Below are 20,758 nucleotides of genomic sequence, written 5' to 3' on the forward strand. Positions count from 1 at the left end.
CTTCTGCTGCCGACCTCTTCTAATCGTTAACTGTTGGCGGCTGTGGCACTGGGTGCCGGTGCTTCTTGGGCTCCGGCGGCCGAGGTCTCGACGCCACTGCCAGGCGCCGCGGCGGCGCGTGGCGCCTCCGATCCCGTCGAGGCCGCGATGATTTTGTCCGCGATCGCATCCATGTCCTGCGCCGCCTTGCTGCCCGGGGCATAGCCCATCACGGAGGTCTGGCGGGCGAGCGCTTCGGGCACATGCTCGTCGCGATAGACGCGGCCGAGCAGCCGCCCTTCGAGATGGCGCTCCGCCGCATCCGCCGCCGCACGCGAGAGGCGGCTGCGCATGTCGATCTGATTGACGACGAAGCCGATTTGGGCTGCCGGAAACGGCGTTCCCGAGACGGTGCGATAGAGGCCCTGGCTGTCGATCTTGGGTAGCTGGACGACGGAGGCGGCATCCGACAGCAGGACGACGACCATGAAGTCGATCAGACTGGTAAGGATCGAGGCAGCGATTCCGGGGCCGGGCGGGGTGTCGACGATCATGACGATCTCGGGGTCCTGCAGAATGTCCCGCAGAGGCTCTAGGAGAAGGGCCGGCTTCTCTGCGAGATCGGAATTGATCGCAAAACTCTGGGCGAAACTTGCGTGGCCATGCGGGAGCAGGGCGATGCCCGAGGGCGATCGCTGCAGGGTCGACTGCCAGGCGCGCCGCGGATCGGGTGCGGTCTTGAGGGTGGTGATGAACCCGGCGCGCTCGTAGGGATCGGCACCGAAATGCATGCCGAGGGCATTCTGTGGATCGAGGTCGAGCGCCACCACGCGATGGCCGCGTCGGGCGAACTCATGGGCGGTATTGGCCGCGAGGGTGGTCTTGCCCACGCCGCCCTTGGGAGAGACGAAGGCGATCAGGGGCATCGGCAGCCCCCTTGCCCGTGGATCGGGCGGTGCGACGCAGCCGCAGTCACGAGTCGCCATCCTTGTCGCGGCGGTGCTGGCTGCTCTGCATCGCCGCAAAGATGTCGGACAGGCTTGCGGGGGGCTGGGGTGCGGAGGGCGGCGGAGGCGCGGCCGGCTGAGGCGCGGCCGGCTGAGGCGCGGTTGGCGGCGGGGCAGCAGACTCGGGTGCGGCCGGCTGAGGTGCGGCCGGCTGAGGTGCGGCCGGCTGAGGTGCCTGATATTGCGGATAGGCACCGGGCGGCATCGGTGGCGGATAGCCGCCATAGGCGGGCGGCGGATAGCCGTAGGGATAGGGTTGTTGAGGGGGCATGCCATAGCTGGGCGGATAGGCTGGCGGATAGCCGTAGCCGGGTGGCGGGTAGCCCGGCGGCATCGGCCAGCCCATGGCGGGCGGATAGCCCATGGCAGGCGGATAGCCGTAGCCTGGAGGCGGCGCCACGGCGGCAGGCTGCGGATAGGCTTGGGGAGCCGGATAGGCGTCCGGCGCTACGGGCAAGGGCGCAGGCTGGGCAGCTGGCACAACGGGTGGCTGGGCCGCGGCAGCCGGCATCTGCGGCGGTGGCGGAGGGACTGCCTGCATGGCCGGGACGGCAGCGGCCGGTTGCGCGGCGGGCGCGGGTGCCGCTTTGGCGGCCCGCTCGGTCCCGATCGCGCGGATGAGATCGGCATGGCTGCGCAAAGGCTGCGGCGGCATGGCAGGGACGAAGAGTTCTTCCGCGACGGGTGCCGCCGCTGCCATCACCGGGGGAGCGGCGGGCGTCATCGGCTCGGGCATCGGCGGGGGCACCGGATGGGCGGCAGCGGCGGCCGCTGCCGCCTCACTCGCAGCCTGGGCTGTGGCCGCTTCGCCGCGCAGGCGAGCGGCGAAAGCCTGTTCAGCAGCCGCTTCCGCTTCTGCCGTCTCCTGCGCCTTCAATGCCTCCGGCAGCTGGTCGCCTGGGCGCTTCACCGCGTTGACCGAGAGATCGGCCGCCTGCGGCACGGCCCGCGCGATCAGCGGAAAGATCTCGCGCATCGGCCCGCCGGCACTCGGATTGATCCGTTCCTTGGGCGTGCCCGCCCGTTCGCCCTGCGCCAGCCGGGCGGAAATGTCCGCGACGAGCCCGCCTGGCGCGGCCGTGCGTTCCTGGCTTGCCCGGTACTTGATCGGCGAAGCACCGAAAGCGGCCATCACCTTGTCAACGTCGGACTGCGACTTCGTCACGGCCATGATCCTTTAGGTTTAGCCACCATGACTTTCGACCCAGGCAATGCGCGCCAATATGGTTAATGCAGATGAATAGTAGTCCACACATTCGGCTACCGAGGGCAAGACGGGTAGCCCTAATTGAGGTGACGCTGCGGTCGTTATTGCCCTTACGGCAACCATCCCGCCAGCAGCGGCATACTCCGAAACGGTATTGGTCCGCAGATTGGCCCAGGCCGGCTGGTAGGAGGCCGCGGTTGTCCAGTAATTCGTGAAGGAGGCGGCGATATCCGGCGACAGCGCCTGCGCCCAGACCAGATTCAGGGGAACGCGAATAGCATCGTAGGAGCAGAGCGGCGGCCAACCGGCCGCGATGCCGAGCGCGCCTGCGTTCTTCGGCACGGAAAGCCAGTCGGGCGGCAGCAGCCAGCGGCCGAAGCGGGCTGCTTGGACCAGGGCCAGACCGTCGAGCGACAGCACCTCCCATAATGGGGAGGCATCAATTGCACCCAGCTCCCGGAAGGCGACGAAATTGTAATAGGACAGGTTGACGGTGAGCGCGGCTTTGCCAACGAAACCGTTTAGTCCCGGCAAGAGAGCAAGGCGGCTGCCGGCATTGGCAATGAGCTTGTTGCGGATATCCGCGGCAATGGCGACGGCGCTGGCCCTGTATTCCGGCGCGCCCCACCGATCCGTCGCACGGGCGAGCGCCATGGCGATGACAAGGTCACCATCCGTCGCATTGTTCTGGTCCGGTGTGTGATCCTTCCGGTTCGGCAGCCAGCGCCAGATATGCAGGGCGTCCGTCGGCCGCTTCAGGTTCGCAGCCGTCCATTGATTCACGCGGTCGAAGGTAGCGCGGTCGTCGAAGGTCAGTGCGAAGAGCATGCCGTAGCTCTGCCCTTCGGAATGGGAGATGTTATTGTTGCCGGTATCGATGACTCGTCCCTCGGGCGAGATGAACCGCTGCTTGAAGGAGAGCCAGTCGGGGTCGGTTGCCGCGAAAGAGGCTTGAGCCGCCTCGGCGCACCGCACCGTGGAGAGGCCAAGCCCGGCCGCCGCCGGCAGCCCGGCCAGCACGGCCCTTCGGGAAAAAATCATCCGCGCGCGGTCCAATCGACGGCAGGCACAGGCAGCCGGAGCCGACCGGCGGCCAGCCCTGTCATTCTCGCGTGGTCCCGTTCGAACCAGGGGTAAAGACGCAGCCCCAACTCCCTCATCTCCCTAATCTCTTCGGCGGCCCTGGATATCCTAGCTAACACGAAATGGGGCAAATGATTCAAAGCTAATCCAAACGTCGCCGACCAATAGGCTTACCCGTTGATCGATCGGGCATCACGCATCCGGCGTATCATTCGATACGCGGCAAGGGGCCGTTTGGTTGTGGAGGCCGCGATCTTTTGGCGGCGGAGGGCTCGCGCGCGGGCGGGCCCTCCGCCGGCCGGTCAGGCCGCCGCGCCGAGCGAGGCCATGTCGATCACGAAGCGGTATTTCACGTCGCTCTTCAGCATCCGCGCATAGGCGGTCTCGATATCGGCCATCTTGATCATCTCGATATCGGAGGTGAGCCCGTGCTCGGCGCAGAAATCCAGCATCTCCTGGGTTTCCGGGATGCCGCCGATCAGCGAACCCGCGAAGCTGCGCCGGCGCCAGATCACGCTGAAGGCGGCGACGGAGAGGGGATTTTCCGGTGCCCCCACCTGGGTCAGCGTCGCGTCCCGCTTGAGCAGCCCAAGATAGGCGTCGATCGGATGGTCAGCCGCGACGGTATCGAGGATGAAGTCGAAGCTGTCCGTATGCTTCGCCATCTCCGCGGCATTCTTGGAGATGACGACCTCATCGGCGCCGAGGCGCTTGGCATCCTCGGTCTTTCCGGGGGTCGTCGTGAACAGCACCGTATGCGCGCCCATGGCATGGGCGATCTTGAGGCCCATATGGCCGAGCCCGCCGAGACCGACGATGCCGACCTTCTTGCCCGGTCCCGCCTTCCAATGACGGAGAGGGGAATAGGTCGTGATGCCGGCGCAGAGCAACGGGGCGGTCGCGGCCAGGTCCATGCCCTTCGGAATGCTCAGGACAAAATGCTGGTCGACGACGATCCGGTCGGAATACCCGCCGAAGGTCGGGCCGCCGATGACCGGATCGACACCGTTATAGGTGCCGTTGAAGCCAACTTCGCAATACTGTTCGAGGCCTTCGCGGCAGGCCGAGCAGGTCCGGCAGGAGCCGACCATGCAGCCGACGCCGGCCTGGTCGCCTTCCTTGAAACGGGTGACATTGGCGCCCACCGCCGTCACGTGACCCACGATTTCGTGCCCGGGCACGCAGGGATAGGTCGTGTTGCGCCATTCGTTGCGGGCCTGATGCAGGTCCGAATGGCAAACGCCGCAATAGGCGATCTTGATCACGACGTCATCGGGGCCGGGATCACGGCGGGTGAAGGAAAAGGGTGCGACCGGCGTCGAGGCCGAGGTCGCGCCGAAACCGACACATTCCAGCATGGGGACGTCCTTGTGTTTTGGAGAAAGGTACAGACGTAAAAGGAGCGGGACCCTTCGGTCTCGCTCCTTTTACGTCTTCAGTTAACCATGGAGATCGCCCACTTGGGAAGCACGCGGGCGCATCACGCTTTTGGGAGCAGGGTCAGCAGTTGATGCGGCCGGACGCCACGCAATCCTGCTGCTGCATGAAATGCGTGACCGCCGGGAAGGCGAACCAGCCGCCAAGAATGACGATGGCGACGATGACGAGCACGATGATCGCGAAGAGATTGCCGTTCTCGCCCATGAATGCTCCCGTCTTGCCGCCCTTCAGAAAGTGAGCGCCGTTGCCTGCATGACAAGCGGCAGGCCGCGCACGCTCTCCAGCACTTCTTCCGGCACTGACTCGTCGAGGGAGACGAGGCAGATGGCGTCTCCGCCCGCGGTCGCCCGGCCGAGGTGGAAGGTCGCTATGTTGAGGCCGGCGGCCGCAAGGGTATCCCCGAAGCGCCCGATGAAGCCCGGCTTGTCCTGGTTCGTGACATAGAGCATGTGGCGCCCGAAATCAGCCTCGACCGGAATGCCCTTGATCTCGACCAGGCGCGGCTTGGAGCCAGCGAAGAGGGTGCCGGAGACAGAGCGGGTATTGGTCTTGGTCGCGATGGTGAGGCGGATCAGCGTCTGATATTCGCTCACCCGGTCATGCACCGTTTCCGTCACTTCGATCCCGCGCTCACGCGCGAGGACCGGGGCATTGACCATATTGGCGCCGGTGATCATCGGCGCCATCAGCCCGGCCAGTGCCGCGGCGGTCAGCGGCTTGTGGTTGAGCTGCGAGACGGTGCCCTCGTATTCGATGGTGACGTGGGTGATCACCCCGTCCTTGGCCTGGGTCAACTGCCCCGCGAATTCGCCCAGGCGCCGGGCGAGTTCCATGTAGGGGCGTACGCGCGGCGCATCCTCCGCCGAAATCGCCGGCATGTTGATGGCATTGGCGACCGCGCCCGTCAGCAGATAGTCGCTCATTTGCTCGGCCACCTGCAGCGCCACATTCTCCTGCGCCTCTGCGGTGGAGGCGCCGAGATGCGGCGTACAGACGACATTCTCGAGGGCGAAGAGCGGGTTCTCCTTCGCTGGTTCGACCTCGAAGACGTCAAGCGCGGCACCCGCAACCTTGCCGGACTGCAACCCTTCCAGCAGCGCCGTTTCGTCCACCAGCCCACCGCGGGCGCAGTTGATGATGCGCACGCCCGGCTTCATCGCCGAAATCGCATCCCGGTTGATGATGTAGCGCGTGCCCTCGACCAGCGGTGTGTGCAGCGTGATGAAATCGGCGCGGGCGAAGATCTCGGGAAGCTCGACCTTCTCGACGCCGAGTTCGACGGCACGCTTGTCCGATAGGAACGGGTCGTAGGCGATGACCTTCATCTTCAGCCCGACGGCGCGGTCGGCGACGATCGAGCCGATATTGCCGCAGCCGATGATGCCGAGCGTTTTGGCCGTCAACTCCACGCCCATGAAGCGGTTCTTCTCCCAGCGGCCGGCGCGGGTGGAGGTGGAGGCTTCCGGCAGCTGGCGGGCGAGGGCGAACATCATCGCGATCGCATGCTCGGCGGTGGTGATGGCATTGCCGAACGGCGTGTTCATCACAACGACACCGCGCGTGGTGGCGGCCTTGATGTCGACATTGTCGACGCCGATACCGGCACGGCCGACCACCTTGAGGTTGGTCGTCTCGTCCAGCAATTCCTTCGTCACCTTGGTGGCGGAACGGATGGCGAGGCCTTCATAGTCGCCGATAATGGCGCGGAGCTCAGCCGGGGAGAGGCCGGTCTTCACATCGGTCTCGATACCGCGGCTGCGAAAAATCTCGATGGCGGCGGGGGAAAGCTTGTCGGAAATCAGAACCTTGGGCGCCATGCGCGTCACTCCGCTGCCGTGAGGGTCGAAAATTCGGTCTCAACCTGGGCATGGGCCCAGTCGAGCCAGGGGAGAAGTGCCGCGATGTCGGCGGTCTCGACCGTCGCGCCGCCCCAGATGCGCAGGCCCGCAGGCGCGTCGCGGTAGGAGGCGATGTCGTAGGCGACACCTTCGGCATCCAGCAGGCCGGCCAGCTTCTTCGCGGCCTTGGCCTGGGTCGCCGTATCCAGGGCTGCGAACCAGGGTGCCGAGATCACGAGACAGATGGAGGTCGAGGAGCGGTTTTTCCCGTCCTGGGCGAGGAAGCTGGCCCAGTCGCTCTCTTCCACCCATCCGGCGATGGCGGCGAGATTGGCCTGGCTCCGGGCGATGAGGCCGGTGAGCCCGCCCACCGAGGAGGCCCAGCGCAGGCCGTCCAGCGCGTCTTCCACGCAGAGCATCGAGGGCGTGTTGATGGTCTCGCCCAGGAAGATGCCGTCTATCAGCTTGCCGCCCTTGGTCATGCGGAAGATTTTCGGCAGCGGGCGGTCGGGCTTGAAGCTTTCCAGCCGGGCCACGGCGCGGGGCGAGAGGGCGAGCATGCCATGGGCCGCTTCTCCGCCCAGCACCTTCTGCCAGGACCAGGTGACGACATCGAGCTTGTCCCAGGGCAGGGCCATCGCGAAGGCGGCCGAGGTCGCGTCGCAAATGACGAGGCCTTCGCGGCCTGCCGGGATGAAATCGCCATTGGCAAAGCAAACGCCGGAGGTCGTGCCATTCCAGGCGAGGACCAGGTCGTGCCTGCGGTCGACGGCGGCAAGGTCGGGTAGTTTGCCGTATTCGGCGCTGAGCACGCGGGCATCCGCGAGTTTGAGCTGCTTCACGACATCGGTCGCCCAGCCTTCGGAGAAGCTCTCATGGGCGAGCACGTCCACCGGACGGGCGCCAAGCATGGACCACAGCGCCATTTCCACGGCGCCGGTATCCGATGCCGGCACGATGCCGAGTTTCCAGCCTTCCGGCATGCCGAGAATATCGCGGGAGCGGGTGAGGACCTCGGCGATGCGTGCCTTCGGCTCCTTCGCGCGATGGCTGCGGCCGAGCATGGCGCCGGACAGCGCATCCAGCGTGAAGCCGGGGCGTTTGGCACAGGGGCCGGATGAGAAATTGGGATTCTGCGGACGGATGTCCGGCTTGGTGACGAGCGCCATTTTGGCTCTCCCTTTCAGAAGAGAAGCACCCCGGTGGGGGGGTGTGACCCGCCGTCGCATGTAGAGGATCACCGAAAACTCCGCAATCTCCGTAACCGGGGGCTGGCTTGCATCGAAGAAGATGTCACGGGTCTGGCGGACTATCGGGCTGGAAAGCCGCGGGTTAGGGTATGCGCATGATCCTGCCCAGCCACCGCCCGAGGTGACGCCCCGATGACTGCGGAGGGCGAAGAGCGGCTCGCCGGCCTGATGGCCGCGGCGCAGCGTGGCGATGCGGCCAGCTACCAGCGCTTGTTGAAGGAATGCGTGCCGGTGATCGCCGCCGTCGCGCGTCGGCAGGGCGTGTTTCCCGATCAGGTGGACGATGTGGTGCAGGAGGTACTGATCACCATTCATAGGGCACGCGCCACCTACGATCCTGCGCGGCCTTTCCTGCCCTGGCTACGCGCCATCGCGCAGCGCCGGGCGATCGACGGCTTGCGTCGCCACGGCAGGCAATCGAGCCGGGAGGTACATGATCCGCTCGCCTATGAGAACCACCCGGGTGGGGATGAGGACGCTACGGCCGGGCTCGATCGGGAGGAACAGGCGCAAGCGTTGCGTGCCCAAATCGAAACCTTGCCGCCGGGCCAGCGCCAGGCGGCGGAACGGCTCGGCCTATCGGGCCAGACATTGGAGGAGGCGGCCGCCGAAACCGGTCGATCGAAGACAGCGTTGAAGGTCAATCTGCATCGCGCGCTGAAGGCGCTGCGCGCACGCATGGGTGGCGCCCCGCGGGACGGGGAGGGTGAAGATGTCTGAGCGCCTGCCGCACGAGCGGCTGATCGCTGACCTCTCGCGCGACCTGAAGCCCGTGCGGCGGGTGCGGCCCACGCGGCTTGTGCTCATATGGCTTGTGACCGTGGCCCTGTTCGCTGACTTCTTTGCGGTCCGAGCCGATCTGCACGCCATGATGGCGGACCTGATGCTCGCGCCGTATATGTGGCTCGCGGCCCTCAGCTCGGCGCTGACGGCAATTTTGGCGGTGATTGCGGCTGTCATGACCGGCATGCCGGGGCGAAGCCCGCGTTGGGCGCTGCTGCCGCTGCCCGCGGTTGCATGGTGGATCGTGGAAGGCGGCATGGGCTTTGCCCATACCTGGCGCCTGCCGGGCTTTCAGGATGCCAGCATGGTCGCGGCCGAATATGCCTTCGCTTTCATCGTTCTGGTCTCGCTGCCGCTGTCGGCGCTGCTGGCCGTCTTGCTGCGCCGGACGTTTCCGCTGCGTCCCACTCTGACGGCGGCGTTGGCTGGCTTGGCTGCCGCCGGGGCTGCGGCCACCCTTCTCAATTTTTTCCACGCTTATGACGGATCGTTGTCCGATCTGGTCGCCCATGTCGCGTCGGTGGTGATCGTCATCGGCGCCAATCGCCTCTGCGCCAACTGGTTGTTTCGGTAACATGCAGGCCGGGCTGAGCCACGTCTTCCAGGGTGAATGGCGTCTGATCCGCCGCATGCGGGACAGGAAGCGCGGCGAGATGGGACGACTCGAGGGCGAGGCGCGCTTCACCCTCGAGGCGCCGGGCATGCTCGCCTTCGAGGAGCGGGGAATGCTGACTCTGGGTAGCATGCGGACCGAGGCGCGGCGCGCCTATCGGTACGACATGACCGAGACGGGTTTTCGCGTTCTGTTTCCCGACGGACGCTTTTTCCACGAAGCGCGTTTGGAGGGGACACGGGCTGATGTCTCGCATGATTGCGCGCCCGATCTCTATCGCGGCCGCTACCGCTTCGTGTCGCCGCATCGCTGGTGGCTGTCCTGGCGCATCACCGGGCCGCGCAAGGATCTCGTGATTTCCTCGCTGTTTCTAAGACGCGGCTGAGGGCAGCACGGCGGCGGCAAGGATCGTTCCATCGGTGCTCTGGAGCAGGATCGCGGCGCGCTCTCCCGCCGGGGGCGCGACCGCGAGGCCGAGCGGCCCGCCGGACCAGTTTGCCACCGGCCGGATGGAGCGGACGATGTCCGCCTCGGTCTCGGTCAGCCCAGCATTCTCGCCCCGTCCGATCGGCGTGCGGTGCGCCGTGTCATAGCCTACGAGCCAGAGCTGTGCCGTGCCCGCTCCGCTGCCCACGGTGATCCGGATCTGGCCATTCTGCCGGCTGAGGGCGAGCGCCACATGGGGCCGCGCCTGCCGGCCGGCCTCGGCCTGGGTAATGGCCGATTGCACCTCCGCCCGCGCCGATCCGATGGCCTGTGCAGTGCCGCCCACGACAAGCTGCGGCGTGTAGAGCTCGGTCTGCAGCAGGCCAGCATAGCGCTGTTGCCGTGCGGTGGCGGCAGCAAGTGAGAAGGGATCGTGCCAGCCAAGCGCGTTCCAGTAATCGACATGAAAATCGAGCACGAGAAGATCAGGGCGGGTGCGGGCAAGCTCCGCCGCGTAGGCATCCGCCGGCGGGCAGGACGAGCAGCCCTCCGATGTGAAGAGTTCCAGCACCAGCGGCTGATCGATCGAGGCGGCCGTCGCCATCGCGAAGGGCAAGGAGAGGCCACCGAGCACCGTGGCTCCCCCCAGTAGGCGCGTGATCCATCCCATGGCCGGATTCCGTTTGGATTGTTCTGCCGGGCTATTCGTGCCCGGCGAGCGCCTGGTTACGTGCGCGGCGAGCGAGGCGGCCGCCCAGGCGGCGGGCGGGCTCCTCGACCAAGGCCCAGGTGACGGTCGCGAGGCCGAGCAGGACGGCAAGCAGAATGGCTGACCAGACGACCGGGGTCGCGTGCGGGCCGAGATGCAGGGCGGCGGGCGGCAGCAAGGCGAAGGCGAGGCTCGCGAGCGTCGGATGGAGCAGATAGAGCGAGAAGGAGATCTGCCCGAGCCAGTAGAGCGGAGGGGCACCCAGAGCTCGGGAGAGCCGCCCGCGCTCGGCCGCGAGGGCGAAGATCAGCAGTGCGGCCCAGAGCGGCACATCCTGAGCGGCATGCGTTGAGAGGGCAAACACGATGCCGGCAAGAGCGAGGATGCCAAACAGATCAGCCGCGCGGCCCGACGGGCGGGGCAAAAGACTGCTCGCCTGCTGCAACACCATGCCGAGGGCGAAACCCGCGAGGCCGCGTTGAATGGCTGGCCAGCCCCAGACCATTTCGGAATGGGCATGACGCTCGAAGAGGCAGGCGACCGCGAGCAGGAGGAGCGTGCCCGGCAGCGGCCGCGGGCAAAGCAGACGCAGGGCCAGGGGGAAGAGCAGGTAGCAGAGCATCTCCACCCCGATCGACCAGCTTACCGTGTTCCAGGTCAGACCTTGGATGAGATAGGGCTGCAGCAGCAGCGCCACGATCGGCAGATCGCGCAGCTGTTCCGTCGGATCATGGCTGCCGTACTGCGTTACCTCCCAGAGCCATAGGGCGAGGAGCAGCGTCAGCACGAAGAGATGCAGCGGATAGATGCGAAAGACGCGGCGGATGAAGAAATCCATGCCGTCTGTGGCAGTCGCGAGATCGCGGTGCACCGCCGTGATGACGAAACCCGAAAGGATGAAGAAGATGTCGACGGCGAGGTAGCCGGGTTTGAAGATCGCGCCACCCTCGCGATAGCCGAGCAGGCTGAGGCCGAACTGCAGATGCAGGCCCACGACCCAGAGTGCCGCGACCCCGCGGATCGAGGTCAGCGCCCGGTTCTGATGCCGAAGCGGGGCCGCCGTCGTATCGCTCAACGGGCCTCGAGTGCCGCGATCCGCGCCGGGTCCACTGTCACACCATGGCCGAGCGGCCCGTGGCCGTGGCCGAGGCCCGGTGCGGCCGCGATGGCCGCCGTGACATAGGCGCGCGCGCGGCGGATGGCCGGTTCGAGCGCCATGCCCTGGGCGAGGCCGGCGGCGATGGCGGAAGCCAGCGTGCAGCCGGTGCCATGGGTGCTGGTCGAATCGATGCGCGGCCCGCCGATGGCGACGATACCCGCGGGCGTCGCCAGAAGATCGGTGACGGTCACACCCGGCAGGTGGCCGCCCTTGACCAGCACGGCCTGTGCGCCGGTCTCGAGCAGCGCCCGCGCGGCCTCGCGCTGGCCGGCCTCGTCGACGATCCGGCGTCCGAGCAGGAGTTCGGCTTCCGGGATATTTGGGGTGATGACGGTCGCGCGCGGCAGCAGCCGGCGGCGGAGTGCAGCGAGTGCCTCTTCGGACTGCAGCCGGTCCCCACTGGTTGCCACCATGACCGGATCCATGACGAAGGACAGGCGCGGGGATTGCCGGTCCAGAAAATCGGCCACGATCTCGATGCTGGCGGTATCGGGCAGCATGCCGGTTTTCACCGCGTCAGCGCCGATATCCTCCATCACCGCGTCGATCTGGGCGCGCAGGAAATCCGGCGGCACGACGTGAACGCCCGTGACACCGCGCGTGTTTTGCGCGGTGAGCGCCGCGAGCGCCGTGGTCGCGAAGCCGCCCATGGCCATGACGGATTTGATGTCGGCCTGGATACCGGCGCCGCCGCCGCTATCCGAACCCGCGATCACCAGCACGCGGCCCATGGCCATCAGGCCGCGGTCTCCGGCATGCGAGCGACATCGGCGATGACTTCGCAGAGTTCGGCCACGATGCGGGCGATGAGCTGATCGTCATCTGCTTCCGCCATGACGCGGATCAGCGGCTCGGTGCCGGAGGGGCGGATGAGCAGCCTTCCTTCTGGGCCGAGGGCTGCTTCCGCTTCGGCGATCGCGGCCTTGACCCGGGCATTGTCGAGCGGAGAGGGACCGCTGAAGCGGACATTGCGCAGCAACTGGGGCGACGGGCGGAAGACGCGACAGACTTCCGAGGCGGGCTGGCCCTGGCGCACCAGCACGGCCAGCACCTGGAGGGCGGCGACCAACCCGTCTCCGGTCGTCGAGAAGTCGGACAGGATCACATGGCCCGATTGCTCGCCACCCAAGTTGATACCGAGTGCGCGCATGCGCTCGGCGACATAGCGGTCCCCCACCTTGGTGCGATGCAGGTCGAGCCCCAACTCGCGCAGGAATTTCTGCAGGCCGAGATTGGACATGACGGTCGCGACGATGCCGCTGCCGGCAAGCCGGTCTGTCTTGGCCCAGGAGCGCGCGATGAGGGCGAGGATCTGGTCCCCGTCGATGATTTCGCCATGCTCGTCTGACATGATCAACCGATCGGCATCGCCGTCGAGCGCGATGCCGATATCGGCGCCATGCTCCACCACCGCTGCGCAGAGCTGGTCCGGCACGGTCGAGCCGCAGCCGCGATTGATGTTGAAACCGTCAGGCTGAACCCCGAGCGGGATGACCTGCGCGCCGAGTTCCCAAAGGGCTGTGGGCGCCACGCGATAGGCGGCGCCATTCGCGCAATCGAGCACGATCTTGAGCCCGTCGAGCCGCAGGCCGCGGGGGAAGGTCGCCTTGACGCCTTCGATATAGCGGCCGGCGGCGTCAGTCAGGCGGCGGGCGCGGCCGAGCGCCTCGGGGCCGGCGAGTTGCGGCTCAAGGTTGCCCGCCATTTCGGTCTCGATCTGCGCCTCATGCTCGTCCGAGAGCTTCACGCCGTCCGGGCCGAAGAGCTTGATGCCGTTATCCTCGAAGGGATTGTGCGAGGCCGAGATCATGACGCCGAGGTCGGCGCGCAGGCTGCGCGTCAGCATGGCAATGGCGGGCGTCGGCAACGGGCCGGCGAGCACGACATCCATGCCGGCGGACAGGAAGCCGGCGGTCAGCGCCTGCTCGATCATATAGCCAGAGAGGCGGGTATCCTTGCCGATGAGCACCTGATGGCGGTGACTGCCGCGCGTGAACATGAGGCCCGCCGCCTGACCGAGGCGCAGCGCGGTTTCGACCGTCATGGGATGGGTATTGGCGCGGCCACGAATGCCGTCCGTGCCGAAGAGCGAGCGAGCGGGGGCGGCCTTCTGGCCTTCGGTGCCGTTGCTCATGATGGTTTCCGCCTCGTGAAATCAGTCCCAGAGGCGATTGGTGTAGCGAGGCGCGATGGGTCAGGCAATTCAGGGCTGGTATCAGAGGGTTTCGAGAAGGGGGAGATTTTGGTCTTTCGCCGCTGCAATCAAAGCCTTGTCTCGCGTGGCGAGCGGGATGCGATGCTTCAGCGCTAAGGCTAGATACGACGCATCGTAAGCCGTAAGCCCGTATCGGTCACAGAGCTGGGGTTCGGGTCCCCAAGTGCTGAGTTCTCCCCAAATATCGCGACCCACTTCGATCTTGATCGGGAGATCACGGAGGAAACCAAGGAATTCAATCCGTTGTGTCCGCGTGATGCGTCTCCGCCTCTCGGCAACGAAGAGCACATTTGTTGCTTCAAGGGGCCAAATAGGCGGCGCCATGACCCGTTCCGTCATTACACGATCAAGAAGCGCCATCGTCGAGGCAGTGCGTTCGTCAGCGAAACACCAAGACATTGCCACCGAATTGTCGACAACAAAGGCCATGGAGCGCTTTACCGGCGCCCTTCTTCGATCAACTGCCTGATGCTTAGTCCGTCAAGGCGTACTTGAGCGCCGAGGTTACGAATCCCCTCCACAGCAGCCTTCTGTCTCGCTCGTCGCTCCACGTCGAGCAGCGGATCGTCATTCTCAACCCGAATAATTTTGGCCACCGGCTTGCCGTCACGCGTGATGGTGACTTCCTCCCCATGCTCCACACGCTTGATCAGGGCCTGCATATTCTCGGCGGCATCGCGTTCCGTAATGACATCCATGACGGCCTCTCCTCGTGGGGAAGGTTTATCATGGATTGCGGGGTGGTTCCTCTTCTTTTGCCAGCCCCTGCCACACCCGCACCGCCTGCACCGTCTCGGCCACGTCGTGCACGCGCAGGATCGCGGCCCCCTGGGTGAGCGCGAAAAGCGCCGCGGCCAGTGACCCGCCGAGGCGCCTGGCCGCTACGGGCTCGCCTGACAGCTGGCCGATGAAGCCTTTGCGTGACAGGCCGATGAGCATCGGATAGCCGAGTGCCCGGAGGGGGGCGAGATTGCGCATGAGATCGACGTTCTGCGCGCCGACCTTGGCGAAGCCGAAGCCGGGATCGGTTATGATCGCCTCCCGCGCGACGCCGCCTGCAAGTGCTGCTTCGACCTGGGCGCCAAGTTCGGCCGCGACGTCCCGGCCGATATCTTCGTAGGCGTTGAGGCCGTTCATCGTTTCCGGTGTGCCGCGCATATGCATCAGCACGACCGGCGCGCCTCGCTTCGCGACCAGCGGCAGCGCCGCCGGATCGTGGGCCAGCGCCGTTACATCGTTGATGATGCGGGCGCCGGCATCGAGCGCCGCTGCCATGGTCGCGGCGTTCCGGGTATCGGCGGAGATGACGGCGCCACGCTGGGCGAGCGCCTGGATCGCGGGCAGAATCCGCGCCTGCTCCTCCGCCGGATCCACGGGCAGCGAGCCCGGCCGCGTGCTCTCGCCGCCGATATCGATGATATCTGCCCCGGCCGCCAGCATGGCCTCGCCGGCGGCAATGGCGGCGTGGTGGCCCGCGTGCCGGCCGCCATCGCTGAAACTGTCCGGCGTCAGGTTCAGGATGCCCATGACCATCGGCCGGTCGAGGCTGAGGCCGGCCCAGACGGTTCGGGTGGCGGGGCTGGAGGGGACGGACATCGGAACTTCCTTGGGAATATCCAATAATTGCGCAGTGGGGACGTGGCGCGCCTTCGCCAGCCGGATATCATGCGAAGCACGCGCGGCCATCAAGCGCCCGTTCGGTGTTCATGGCCCGCGGCGATCTCCAGGAGACCAAGGATGTCTGAGGCAAAACCGGTTCTGCTGCTTACGGGGGCGAGCCGTGGCATCGGCCATGCTACCGTAAAGCTGTTTCAGGAGCGGCAGTGGCGGCTGCTCACCGTGTCACGTTATCCCTCGGACCTTTGCGGCTGGCCCGGCGCGAAGGACAGCCACATCCAGGCCGATCTTGAAAATCTTCAAGGCATCGAAGACCTGGCGGCCGAGGTGCGCTCGCGCCTTCAGGATGGCAGGCTGCATGCGCTGGTGAACAATGCCGGCATCTCGCCGAAAGGGCCGGACGGCGATCGGCTCGGCGTGCTCAAGACCGATGCCGCTCTCTGGACGAAGGTACTCAACGTCAACCTGATTTCGACGGCGCTGCTCGCCCGCGCCCTGATGCCGGAGCTGGAGCGGGCCGAGGGCTCAATCGTCAACGTCACCTCCATCGCCGGATCGCGGGTGCATCCTTTCGCGGGCGTCGCCTATGCCGCGGCCAAGGCGGGGCTCGCCGCGCTGACGCGGGAGATGGCGCATGAGTTTGGCGGAAGGGGCGTGCGGGCGAATGCCATCGCGCCAGGGGAGATCAGCACGTCCATCCTCTCCGAAGGCACCGACCAACTGGTGGCGGCGGAGGTGCCCATGCGCCGTCTCGGCACGCCCAGGGAAGTGGCCGAAACCATCTATTTCCTCTGCAGTGGCGCCTCCTCCTACGTGAATGGCTCGGAAGTCCACATCAATGGCGGCCAGCACGTGTAAGCCTCACATAAAAAACCCCCGGTCCTGAGACCGGGGGTTTTTTTGATGAGTCGGACCTTTACGCGGGGTTGGGCGAGGGGCCGATACCGCCGGGCAGCGGCGGCACGGGCCGGCCCGAAGCTGGGACCGAGGCGCGCCGATTTTCCGGCGGCACCACATCCTCGACCGGCTTGCGCACAATGGGCTCGCCGCGCAGCACGCCGCGAACCTCATCTCCGGAGAGCGTCTCGAATTCGAGCAGCGCCCGGGCAATCGCATGCAGCGCGCCGATATTCTCGGTCAGCAGCGTCCGCGCCTTGTTATAGGCCGCATCGATGATCGACTTGATTTCGGTGTCGATCTCACGGGCGGTCGCTTCCGAGACGTTCTTGTGCTGGGTCACGGAGTGGCCGAGGAAAAGCTCCTGCCCATTATCGCCATAGGCGATCATGCCGAGCTTGTCGCTCATGCCCCATTCCGTGATCATCCGGCGGGACTGGTCGGTCGCCATCTTGATGTCGCCAGCGGCACCGTTGGAGACCTTGTCGGCTCCGAAGATGATCTCTTCCGCCGCACGGCCGCCCATGGCCATGGTGAGTTCGCCCAGCAGCTTGGACTTGCTCTTGGAATAGCGGTCACCTTCCGGCAGGCTCATGACGAGGCCAAGCGCCCGGCCGCGCGGAATGATCGTCGCCTTGTGAACCGGGTCGCATTCCGGCTCCAGCATGGCGCAGAGGGCATGCCCCGCCTCGTGATAGGCGGTCATCTTCTTCTCGTCCTCGCTCATGACCAGGGAGCGGCGCTCCGCACCCATCATGACCTTGTCCTTGGCATCCTCAAACTCGGCCATGGAGACGACACGCTTGCCGCGGCGGGCGGCGAGCAGCGCACCCTCGTTGACGAGGTTGGCGAGATCGGCGCCGGAGAAGCCGGGCGTGCCGCGCGCGATGGTCTTGGGGTCGACGTCGGCGGCCAGCGGAACCTTGCGCATATGCACGCGCAGGATGCGCTCGCGGCCGTTCACATCCGGGTTGGGCACCACGACCTGACGGTCGAAGCGCCCGGGGCGCAGCAGCGCCGCGTCCAGCACGTCCGGCCGGTTGGTGGCGGCGATGAGGATGACGCCCTCATTGCTCTCGAACCCATCCATCTCCACGAGTAGCTGGTTGAGGGTCTGCTCACGCTCGTCATTGCCGCCGCCGAGGCCCGCACCGCGATGCCGGCCGACGGCGTCGATTTCGTCGATGAAGATGATGCAGGGGGCATTCTTTTTGCCCTGCTCGAACATGTCACGCACGCGGCTGGCGCCGACGCCCACGAACATCTCGACGAAGTCGGAACCCGAAATCGTGAAGAAGGGCACGTTGGCCTCGCCGGCGATGGCACGGGCGAGCAGCGTCTTGCCGGTGCCCGGGGGACCGACGAGCAGCACGCCCTTGGGGATTTTACCGCCGAGCCGCTGGAACTTCTGCGGGTCCTTGAGGAATTCCACGACCTCGTTGAGTTCGGTCTTGGCTTCCTCGATGCCGGCCACGTCCTCGAAGGTGACGCGGCCCTGCTTTTCGGTCAGCAGCCTGGCGCGCGACTTTCCGAAGCCCATGGCGCGGCCGCCGCCCGACTGCATCTGGCGCAGGAAGAAGATCCAGACGCCGACGAAAAGCAGCATCGGGAACCAGGAGAGCAGGTAGTGGAGCAGCGGGTTGCTATCGCTGTCGGCTGGTTTCGCGACGATTTCGACGTTCTTGGCCGTCAGCGTCTGCACGAGCGAGGGATCGTTCGGCGTGTAGGTTTCGAAGGCGCGGCCGTCCTTCAGGTCACCGCTGATATTGCGGTCCTGGATGACGACGTCTTTGACATTGCCCTGCTTCACCTGGCCCAGGAATTCGGAATAGGCCATCTGCGTGACGTTCGAGGTGTTGCTGGTGCCTCGTAGTCCGCCAGGCTGGAAAAGGCTGAAGAGCACCACCAGCAGCAGTGCGATAATCACCCAGAGGGCGAGGTTGCGACCGAAATTGCTCATTACTTCATCCAGTTCCTAACCGGCATACAGGCACTAGGCACCCGCACCCTTCTCCCTCATCAAGCGGAGCGAAGCGGGAGGAGCATCCAGAAGCCTCCCCCCGAAGGCAAGACCTCAGCGCATAATATTCCGCGTTGTCACCTTAAAGATAGGAAGTCTTTTCGGCCAGCACATCCCGGGCCCCATCTCGGATTGACGCGACTGTCATGCCCGGCGCCACAAAAGAAGGCGCCGCCGGGCCGGCAGGCGAGAAAAGCAGACGGCGCGCGGCGACCCTGTCCGGATCAGGCCAGTTGAGAGCTGGAACAGCGAGGATCCGCCCGTCATCATTGCGAAAGGCGGGCAGTGTTCCCATCACCAGGGCCGGCAGATCGGTCCGGGCGCGGAGCGCCTTCGGCACCGGGCCGAGAGCGCCGACCCATTCCCCCGGCAGGTCAGGCATGTCGGCAGGGCGGCGGAAACGCCCGTCCCAGACCGCGCCGGCGCGGGCCGGCACGGGAAGCGCCAGGGCCGCGCTCTCCCGGCTGAGCAGGAATCCAGGACCCAGTCGCCCGGCCGGGCGCAGCAGCACACCGTGAAGCGACAGGCCCCGCCCGATCGCAGCAGAAGGTTCGGCCGCGACGGCCGCCACCGTGGCAGGCTCGGGCGGATACGGACTGCCTGCGATCAGCCGAAGCAGGGCGCTGAGGGCAGTGGGCGGCCAGACCCCGTCCGGCAGAAGGGCGAAGCCTTCCGGCCGGATCACCGCATGACGGGCGAGCCAAGCGGCGGTTTCGGCCTCTCGCGCCGCACGGTCCCTGGCATGAAGCGCCGCGGCCGCGACGAGTGCCCGGGTCGCCGGGCCACTCCCCGCCGCGTCGGCCCGCAGCTTCCGTAGCCGCGCCCGGGTATAATGCGGGTCCTGGTTAGTCGGGTCCTCTGCCCAGGTGAGGCCCGCGGCCGCGAGCGTCGCGCGCAGCCGTCCTGGGGGGAAGCCGAGGAGAGGCCGAAGCAGCCGGAGCCCCGCCGTCTCCATGAGCGGCGCCATGCCGGCGCGCCCGTCCGGGCCGCTGCCGCGCAAATGCCGCATGAGGAGGGTCTCTGCCTGGTCGGCCGCATGATGGCCGAGCAGCAGGTCCAGGATGCCGGCCCGGTGGCATGCTGCCTGCAGCGCCCCGTAACGGGCGGCCCGGGCGCGTTCGGACATGCCAGAGCCTGGGTCGAGACCCGCCAGGGTCAGGATACGGGAAGGAAGGCCCATGGAGGCGAGGCGCCCGGCAGTCGCCAGCGCCTCGACCCTAGACTCGGGACGGAGCCCGTGATCGACGATGAAGGCTTCGGCTGCGCCGCCTTGAGTCTGCACCCAGGCCAGGGCCAGCAGCGCGAGACAGAGACTGTCAGCCCCGCCGGAAACCGCGAGGCCCAGATGCGGTGACCGGCCGAACGGGCCGAGCGGCGCCATGGCGACCGCGAATTCCGCGGCCGTTACCGGCCGCGGCGGATGGGGGCCGGGCGCTGCCGCGATCAGCAGCCGAGCTTCTTATGGGCCGAAGCGATGGGCTGCACGAGGTAGCTCGGCGGCTTCGGGAACTGCGTGTGCAGTGTCTTCAGCGTGTCGCAGGCGGCAGCCTTTTGGTTGATGGCCGAAAGTGTCGTGGCGAGGCCGAGGAGGGCGCTCGGCGCTTTGCTGCCCTTGTGGTTCATATTGTAGGTGTCGTCGAAGGCGAGCGCCGCCTCCTGGTAGCGCTGCTGGCCCTGAAGTGACTGGGCGAGCAGGAATTGCGCGTCATAGGCGCGCGGCGAGGTGCGATGCTTGGCCAGAATCTCGCGCGCAACCCCTTCAGAGGTTTTGAAGTTGCCTTGATGGAGCGCGAGCACGCCCTGCTGCATCAAAGCTTCCGGTGTTGCTGCTGCCACGGCGCCGGCCGCGGGCTTGGCCGGGCCCGGAGGTGGGGCCTCGCTGGCAGGCGCGGCGGGAGCCGCGCCCGGGGCTGCGCCGCCGTTCTGCATCTGGAAGGTGATGTCGCCGAGCTGCTTGTTGAGCTGGGCGTTCTGGGTATTCACCTGGTTCTGTAACTGCTGCAACTGGCCGGTGAGGTCGCGCACCTGCTGCTCGAGCGTGCCCACCCGTTGCAGGAGCTGGGCAGTGAGATCGCCGTTGGAACCGTTCTCGGCTGGCGCCCGGCCGCCGCCGCCCCCGCCGCCATTGGCCTGCACCTGCTGGACCGACGCCTGCAGCTGCTGCATCTGATTCTGAAGCGAGAGGATCTGGTTCTGCAGCGCGATGCCTTCGCGGCTCGTCACCGACGCGTCCTGCGCGCGGGCGGGGCCGGACAGGAGGAGGAGGCAAAGGGCGCTCGCTGAGAGCCCGGCCAGCAAGGTCTTCTTCATGAGGGGACACATCTCCAGGGCGGATCAACGGGCGCTTCTAGCACTGCGACCGGCGCGCGTCATGATGACAGGCTTACCAAAAGATTGTCATCGCGGAAGAGCCGGGGGACCAGCTGGATAGAGCGGTCCCATAAAAAATGGCGGGCAAGAGGCTTGCCCGCCACTCCTGTTCCGGCCGCAGATCGCGGCCGGAGGTCTTGGCGAA

General features: G+C 66.5%; 21 protein-coding genes. 4 read left to right on the forward strand and 17 right to left on the reverse strand.

The window, feature by feature from the left end; translation table 11 throughout:
• Positions 1-26: 26 nt before the first annotated feature.
• From bcsQ to VL752_RS13605, 7 genes are all read right to left on the reverse strand, one after another.
• On the reverse strand, positions 27-905 hold the full coding sequence (gene bcsQ, locus VL752_RS13575) for a cellulose biosynthesis protein BcsQ (RefSeq protein WP_325356112.1): 879 nt from the start codon (positions 903-905) through the stop codon (positions 27-29).
• A gap of 46 nt (positions 906-951) precedes the next feature.
• The gene (locus tag VL752_RS13580; RefSeq protein WP_325356114.1) at positions 952-2,151 is read right to left on the reverse strand and encodes a hypothetical protein; all 1,200 of its coding nucleotides are present in this window, start codon (positions 2,149-2,151) and stop codon (positions 952-954) included.
• A gap of 18 nt (positions 2,152-2,169) precedes the next feature.
• Positions 2,170-3,234 carry a glycosyl hydrolase family 8 gene (locus VL752_RS13585; protein WP_325356116.1) on the reverse strand — a complete coding sequence of 355 codons (1,065 nt, stop codon included), beginning with the start codon at positions 3,232-3,234 and terminating at the stop codon, positions 2,170-2,172.
• Positions 3,235-3,578: 344 nt separating this feature from the next.
• Positions 3,579-4,634, reverse strand: coding sequence for an NAD(P)-dependent alcohol dehydrogenase (locus VL752_RS13590; RefSeq protein ID WP_325356118.1), 1,056 nt, complete (start codon positions 4,632-4,634; stop codon positions 3,579-3,581).
• Between the two features lie 142 nt (positions 4,635-4,776).
• The gene (locus tag VL752_RS13595) at positions 4,777-4,920 is read right to left on the reverse strand and encodes a hypothetical protein (protein ID WP_325356120.1); all 144 of its coding nucleotides are present in this window, start codon (positions 4,918-4,920) and stop codon (positions 4,777-4,779) included.
• A 23-nt stretch (positions 4,921-4,943) separates the two neighbouring features.
• Positions 4,944-6,533 (reverse strand): phosphoglycerate dehydrogenase, encoded by a 1,590-nt coding sequence (serA, locus tag VL752_RS13600; protein WP_325356122.1) that lies wholly within the window; start codon positions 6,531-6,533, stop codon positions 4,944-4,946.
• Positions 6,534-6,538: 5 nt separating this feature from the next.
• Complete coding sequence (locus VL752_RS13605; protein ID WP_325356124.1) at positions 6,539-7,723, reverse strand: phosphoserine transaminase; 1,185 nt, start codon at positions 7,721-7,723, stop codon at positions 6,539-6,541.
• 213 nt (positions 7,724-7,936) lie between these two features.
• Between VL752_RS13605 and VL752_RS13610 the strand changes: the two genes are divergently transcribed.
• From VL752_RS13610 to VL752_RS13620, 3 genes are all read left to right on the forward strand, one after another.
• Positions 7,937-8,524, forward strand: a complete 588-nt coding sequence (locus VL752_RS13610; protein ID WP_325356126.1) for a sigma-70 family RNA polymerase sigma factor — start codon at positions 7,937-7,939, stop codon at positions 8,522-8,524.
• Positions 8,517-9,161, forward strand: coding sequence for an NrsF family protein (locus VL752_RS13615; RefSeq protein ID WP_325356128.1), 645 nt, complete (start codon positions 8,517-8,519; stop codon positions 9,159-9,161). The genes VL752_RS13610 and VL752_RS13615 overlap by 8 nt, the downstream gene beginning before the upstream one ends.
• Positions 9,162-9,240: 79 nt before the next feature.
• Complete coding sequence (locus VL752_RS13620) at positions 9,241-9,585, forward strand: DUF6314 family protein (RefSeq protein WP_408863126.1); 345 nt, start codon at positions 9,241-9,243, stop codon at positions 9,583-9,585.
• On the opposite strand, the gene VL752_RS13625 is transcribed toward VL752_RS13620, so the two are convergent.
• The 7 genes from VL752_RS13625 to folP form a co-directional block, all read right to left on the reverse strand.
• The gene (locus tag VL752_RS13625; protein ID WP_325356132.1) at positions 9,571-10,296 is read right to left on the reverse strand and encodes a DUF1223 domain-containing protein; all 726 of its coding nucleotides are present in this window, start codon (positions 10,294-10,296) and stop codon (positions 9,571-9,573) included. The two genes, VL752_RS13620 and VL752_RS13625, sit on opposite strands and share 15 nt — an antisense overlap.
• Positions 10,297-10,327: 31 nt before the next feature.
• Positions 10,328-11,410, reverse strand: a complete 1,083-nt coding sequence (locus VL752_RS13630) for an acyltransferase family protein (RefSeq protein WP_325356134.1) — start codon at positions 11,408-11,410, stop codon at positions 10,328-10,330.
• Positions 11,407-12,231 (reverse strand): bifunctional hydroxymethylpyrimidine kinase/phosphomethylpyrimidine kinase, encoded by an 825-nt coding sequence (thiD, locus tag VL752_RS13635; RefSeq protein WP_325356136.1) that lies wholly within the window; start codon positions 12,229-12,231, stop codon positions 11,407-11,409. The genes VL752_RS13630 and thiD overlap by 4 nt, the downstream gene beginning before the upstream one ends.
• Positions 12,231-13,628 (reverse strand): phosphoglucosamine mutase, encoded by a 1,398-nt coding sequence (gene glmM, locus VL752_RS13640; protein ID WP_325356138.1) that lies wholly within the window; start codon positions 13,626-13,628, stop codon positions 12,231-12,233. Before glmM ends, thiD begins: the two co-directional genes overlap by 1 nt.
• An 81-nt stretch (positions 13,629-13,709) precedes the next feature.
• Entirely contained in the window at positions 13,710-14,138 is a 429-nt protein-coding gene (locus VL752_RS13645) for a type II toxin-antitoxin system VapC family toxin (RefSeq protein WP_325356140.1), read from the reverse strand.
• Between the two features lie 8 nt (positions 14,139-14,146).
• The gene (locus tag VL752_RS13650) at positions 14,147-14,407 is read right to left on the reverse strand and encodes a type II toxin-antitoxin system Phd/YefM family antitoxin (protein ID WP_325356142.1); all 261 of its coding nucleotides are present in this window, start codon (positions 14,405-14,407) and stop codon (positions 14,147-14,149) included.
• A gap of 28 nt (positions 14,408-14,435) precedes the next feature.
• The gene (gene folP / locus VL752_RS13655) at positions 14,436-15,305 is read right to left on the reverse strand and encodes a dihydropteroate synthase (RefSeq protein ID WP_325356144.1); all 870 of its coding nucleotides are present in this window, start codon (positions 15,303-15,305) and stop codon (positions 14,436-14,438) included.
• 141 nt (positions 15,306-15,446) lie between these two features.
• Between folP and VL752_RS13660 the strand changes: the two genes are divergently transcribed.
• On the forward strand, positions 15,447-16,184 hold the full coding sequence (locus VL752_RS13660; protein ID WP_325356146.1) for an SDR family NAD(P)-dependent oxidoreductase: 738 nt from the start codon (positions 15,447-15,449) through the stop codon (positions 16,182-16,184).
• 58 nt (positions 16,185-16,242) lie between these two features.
• Here the strand turns inward: VL752_RS13660 and ftsH are convergent, their stop codons facing one another.
• The 3 genes from ftsH to VL752_RS13675 all read right to left on the reverse strand — a co-directional run bounded on the left by ftsH (position 16,243) and on the right by VL752_RS13675 (position 20,553).
• Positions 16,243-18,183: an ATP-dependent zinc metalloprotease FtsH gene (gene ftsH, locus VL752_RS13665; protein WP_325356147.1), complete on the reverse strand. Its 1,941-nt coding sequence runs from the start codon at positions 18,181-18,183 to the stop codon at positions 16,243-16,245.
• Between the two features lie 142 nt (positions 18,184-18,325).
• Positions 18,326-19,624, reverse strand: coding sequence for a tRNA lysidine(34) synthetase TilS (tilS, locus tag VL752_RS13670; protein WP_325356149.1), 1,299 nt, complete (start codon positions 19,622-19,624; stop codon positions 18,326-18,328).
• 62 nt (positions 19,625-19,686) lie between these two features.
• The gene (locus VL752_RS13675) at positions 19,687-20,553 is read right to left on the reverse strand and encodes a tetratricopeptide repeat protein (RefSeq protein ID WP_325356151.1); all 867 of its coding nucleotides are present in this window, start codon (positions 20,551-20,553) and stop codon (positions 19,687-19,689) included.
• Positions 20,554-20,758 lie beyond the last annotated feature (205 nt).

Origin of the sequence: Acidisoma sp., assembly GCF_035492295.1 — a bacterium.
Classification (GTDB): Bacteria; Pseudomonadota; Alphaproteobacteria; order Acetobacterales; family Acetobacteraceae; genus Acidisoma.

What these genes read in the sequence shown, in the direction of transcription:
- bcsQ (WP_325356112.1), bottom strand. Translation starts at nt 905, where the DNA reads ATGCCCCTGATCGCCTTCGTCTCTCCCAAGGGCGGCGTGGGCAAGACC.
- glmM (WP_325356138.1), bottom strand. Translation starts at nt 13,628, where the DNA reads ATGAGCAACGGCACCGAAGGCCAGAAGGCCGCCCCCGCTCGCTCGCTC.
- VL752_RS13605 (WP_325356124.1), bottom strand. Translation starts at nt 7,723, where the DNA reads ATGGCGCTCGTCACCAAGCCGGACATCCGTCCGCAGAATCCCAATTTC.
- folP (WP_325356144.1), bottom strand. Translation starts at nt 15,305, where the DNA reads ATGTCCGTCCCCTCCAGCCCCGCCACCCGAACCGTCTGGGCCGGCCTC.
- VL752_RS13650 (WP_325356142.1), bottom strand. Translation starts at nt 14,407, where the DNA reads ATGGATGTCATTACGGAACGCGATGCCGCCGAGAATATGCAGGCCCTG.
- VL752_RS13615 (WP_325356128.1), top strand. Translation starts at nt 8,517, where the DNA reads ATGTCTGAGCGCCTGCCGCACGAGCGGCTGATCGCTGACCTCTCGCGC.
- VL752_RS13590 (WP_325356118.1), bottom strand. Translation starts at nt 4,634, where the DNA reads ATGCTGGAATGTGTCGGTTTCGGCGCGACCTCGGCCTCGACGCCGGTC.
- thiD (WP_325356136.1), bottom strand. Translation starts at nt 12,231, where the DNA reads ATGGCCATGGGCCGCGTGCTGGTGATCGCGGGTTCGGATAGCGGCGGC.
- VL752_RS13595 (WP_325356120.1), bottom strand. Translation starts at nt 4,920, where the DNA reads ATGGGCGAGAACGGCAATCTCTTCGCGATCATCGTGCTCGTCATCGTC.
- VL752_RS13625 (WP_325356132.1), bottom strand. Translation starts at nt 10,296, where the DNA reads ATGGGATGGATCACGCGCCTACTGGGGGGAGCCACGGTGCTCGGTGGC.
- tilS (WP_325356149.1), bottom strand. Translation starts at nt 19,624, where the DNA reads ATGGCGCCGCTCGGCCCGTTCGGCCGGTCACCGCATCTGGGCCTCGCG.
- serA (WP_325356122.1), bottom strand. Translation starts at nt 6,533, where the DNA reads ATGGCGCCCAAGGTTCTGATTTCCGACAAGCTTTCCCCCGCCGCCATC.
- VL752_RS13610 (WP_325356126.1), top strand. Translation starts at nt 7,937, where the DNA reads ATGACTGCGGAGGGCGAAGAGCGGCTCGCCGGCCTGATGGCCGCGGCG.
- ftsH (WP_325356147.1), bottom strand. Translation starts at nt 18,183, where the DNA reads ATGAGCAATTTCGGTCGCAACCTCGCCCTCTGGGTGATTATCGCACTG.
- VL752_RS13585 (WP_325356116.1), bottom strand. Translation starts at nt 3,234, where the DNA reads ATGATTTTTTCCCGAAGGGCCGTGCTGGCCGGGCTGCCGGCGGCGGCC.
- VL752_RS13675 (WP_325356151.1), bottom strand. Translation starts at nt 20,553, where the DNA reads ATGAAGAAGACCTTGCTGGCCGGGCTCTCAGCGAGCGCCCTTTGCCTC.
- VL752_RS13660 (WP_325356146.1), top strand. Translation starts at nt 15,447, where the DNA reads ATGTCTGAGGCAAAACCGGTTCTGCTGCTTACGGGGGCGAGCCGTGGC.
- VL752_RS13645 (WP_325356140.1), bottom strand. Translation starts at nt 14,138, where the DNA reads ATGGCCTTTGTTGTCGACAATTCGGTGGCAATGTCTTGGTGTTTCGCT.
- VL752_RS13620 (WP_408863126.1), top strand. Translation starts at nt 9,241, where the DNA reads ATGGGACGACTCGAGGGCGAGGCGCGCTTCACCCTCGAGGCGCCGGGC.